Annotated in this window: 3 protein-coding genes; all 3 read left to right on the top strand. The window is 59.9% G+C overall.

The genetic code is table 11. The features are described from left to right. Nucleotides 1-25: 25 nt before the first annotated feature. Entirely contained in the window at nucleotides 26-1,027 is a 1,002-nt protein-coding gene (gene lipA / locus SVU69_13645; GenBank protein ID MDY6944040.1) for a lipoyl synthase, read from the top strand. A gap of 560 nt (nucleotides 1,028-1,587) precedes the next feature. Further along, on the top strand, nucleotides 1,588-2,598 hold the full coding sequence (locus SVU69_13640; protein ID MDY6944039.1) for an NAD-dependent epimerase: 1,011 nt from the start codon (nucleotides 1,588-1,590) through the stop codon (nucleotides 2,596-2,598). A gap of 182 nt (nucleotides 2,599-2,780) precedes the next feature. Then, the coding region (locus SVU69_13635) for a hypothetical protein (protein MDY6944038.1) at nucleotides 2,781-3,035 on the top strand (255 nt) is incomplete at its 3' end.

Here is a 3,035-nt window from a genome sequence, read left to right as displayed (position 1 = left end):
CACCGCTAAAGTGTTCACCTTGCCCATGAGGTCTGACGTTGTGAGCTCCGCATTCAAAGGCATCCCGGTTGTTTCCAGCGGCGAAAAGCATGACCGCGATGGTGTGACGGCCATCAAAAACGGCGTCAAGCGCGCGCGCGACCCGGCCGCCGTGCCGCGGGGAGACAAGCCCGCGTGGTTGCGGGTTAAGGTGCCCGGTCATGGCCGTTATGTGGATGTGAAAGATATCGTGCGCGAACATCGGCTGAGCACGGTATGCGAAGAGTCCATGTGTCCCAATCTGGCGGAGTGCTGGAGTCACGGTACGGCCACCATCATGGTAATGGGGTCGGTGTGCACGCGGGTGTGTCGCTTTTGCGCGGTCGATACCGGTAATCCGCGCGGCAAACTGGACGCCGAAGAACCTGCCAACACCGCCCGCGCGGTGCAACTGATGGGGTTGCGCTATGTGGTGCTGACCTCGGTGGACCGGGACGATTTGCCCGACGGCGGGGCGGCCCATTACGCCGCGTGTGTGGTCGCTACGAAAGATTTGAACCCCGACACCAAGGTCGAAGCGCTCACCCCGGATTTCCGTGGTAACCCTGACCATGTGCGAACGGTGGTGGAGTCCGGCGTCGACGTCTACGCTCAAAATCTCGAAACGGTGCGCCGGTTAACCCACGAGGTTCGCGATCGACGGGCGGGATATGAGCAAACACTCGACGTGTTGGCCGGCGCCAAATCGGCCCGTCGGGATGTCATCACCAAAACCAGCCTGATGCTGGGTCTCGGCGAAACCGAAGATGAGATCCTCCAAACCTTGGATGATTTGCGCTCCGCCAACGTGGATATTGTGACCTTCGGGCAGTATCTGCGCCCCACCGTCAACCATTTGCCGGTCCAACGCTATGTGCCGCCGGAGGACTTCGCCCGGTACCGGCAATGGGGTCTCGACCGCGGTTTTCTGGAAGTGGTTTCCGGTCCGCTGGTGCGTTCCAGCTACCGGGCGGATCGGGTATTCGACGGCAACAACGCCGGTCTTTAAGTTCTCAGTGCCCTCGTCACATGTCCAGTGGAGGGTCCGCCAGTTCTTGCGATGTTGCTGGACCGCTCGGATGTCCGGTTCGTATCCCGCGCCGTATGGATCGCCACGTCGGCATAGCCTCCTCGCAATAACGAAAGGTGGATGTCATTGCGAGGAGCGAAGTGACGAAGCAATCCATAGGGCATCGAGCGAATCCCGAACGTCGGTGCATTGATCGAGGCCGTATGGATCGCCACGGGCCTGACGGCCCTCGCGATGACGTTGGAGGTAAACCCAGCCCCAGCGCGGCACGGAGTGGATTTCCGTCATTGCGAAGCGCTGTGGCAATCCATGGTGGGTTGAGTGGACCCCGAACGCTGATGTAGTGGTCGAGGCGGCATGGATCGCCACGGGCCTGACGGCCCTCGCGATGACGAGGTGGCTAACGTGGGGCATGGATCGTCACCCGGGCCCTTGTTTTCACTGCCACCACGGCAAGGGGTGCCCATCCCCGGCGGCGAATCGTTTTCCGGTAAACTACCCCCGCTTCTCCGCTCCATCAGGATGGGTCTCGTTTTAATATGTCCCACATACTCGTGACCGGCGTGGCCGGATTTATCGGATTCCATGTCGCCCAGCGTCTGCTCGAGCGGGGCGACGTGGTGATGGGTATCGACAACCTGAACGACTACTACGACGTTCAGTTGAAAAAAGACCGTCTTGCGCACCTGGAACCGCTCGATAATTTTCGGTTCCAACACTTGGATCTTGCCGATCGGGAGGGCATGACGCGCCTGTTTGCCCAGGGCGGGTTCGACGGGGTCGTGCATTTGGCGGCTCAGGCCGGTGTCCGCTACTCACTCGACAATCCCCACGCCTACGTCGACAGCAACCTCAGCGGGTTTCTCCATGTGCTGGAGGGGTGTCGACATCATCCGGTCGATCACTTGGTCTATGCGTCCAGCAGTTCTGTTTACGGGGCCAACGAGCATCTGCCGTTTTCGGTTTCGGACAATGTGGATCACCCCTTGGCGCTCTACGGCGCGACAAAAAAAGCCAACGAATTGATGGCTCATGCCTACAGCCATCTCTACCACATACCCAGCACGGGGCTGCGGTTCTTCACGGTCTATGGGCCATGGGGCCGGCCCGACATGGCGTTGTTTAAATTCACCCGGGCACTACTGGCCGATGAGTCCATACCGGTTTTCAATCGCGGACGGCATAGCCGTGACTTCACCTACATCGACGATATCGTCGAAGGGGTGGTCCGGGTGTTGGATCGGCCGGCCAAGTCCAATGCGCAGTGGGATGCCAAAGCCCCCGATCCGGCAAGCAGTCGGGCGCCCTGGCGCGTTTATAACATCGGCAACGGTCAACCGGTGGACTTGATTACCTACATTCAGACGCTCGAGAAGGTGATCGGAAAGCCGGCGCGGATGGAGCTGCTGCCCATGCAGCCGGGCGATGTGGTGGATACCTTCGCGGATTGCGCCGATCTGGAGCGGGATGTGGGCTATCGGCCCGACACGCCGGTGGAAGTGGGCATTGAGCGTTTCGTTGCCTGGTACCGGGACTACTATAAGGTCTGATCCGCGGAATACCCCTTTCAGGCGCTGAGCGTTGAACCGATCACAACCACTGCATGGATCGCCACGTCGGCTTTGCCTCCTCGCGATGACGAAAGATCGATGTCATTGCGAGAAACGAAGCGACGAGGCAATCCATAGGGCAATGGGCGGATCCCGAACGTCGGTGTATGGATCCAGCCGGCATGGATCGCCGCGTCGGCCGATGGCCGCCCTGCGATGCCGAAGTGGCGAGGCCAGCGCCGGTGTTTTTAGTCGCAATGGATGTTTGCTCCCTGTGCCGCGGCGGCGTTACAATAAGCGGCCTTGGGGAAATAAGGGCGCTTTCCGGCGCCTTTTATCGGGAACGAATTCGGACTGATTTAGTCCTACTTTTTACAGCGGGTGTTGTGATGCTCCGAATCAGCAAGATGACCGACTATGGGGTCATGGTGATGGTG

The organism is Pseudomonadota bacterium, from assembly GCA_034189865.1.
Lineage (GTDB): Bacteria > Pseudomonadota > Gammaproteobacteria > UBA5335 > UBA5335 > JAXHTV01.
The sequence above is the reverse complement of the archived record's forward strand: the minus strand, read 5'-3'. Positions and strand labels throughout refer to the sequence as shown.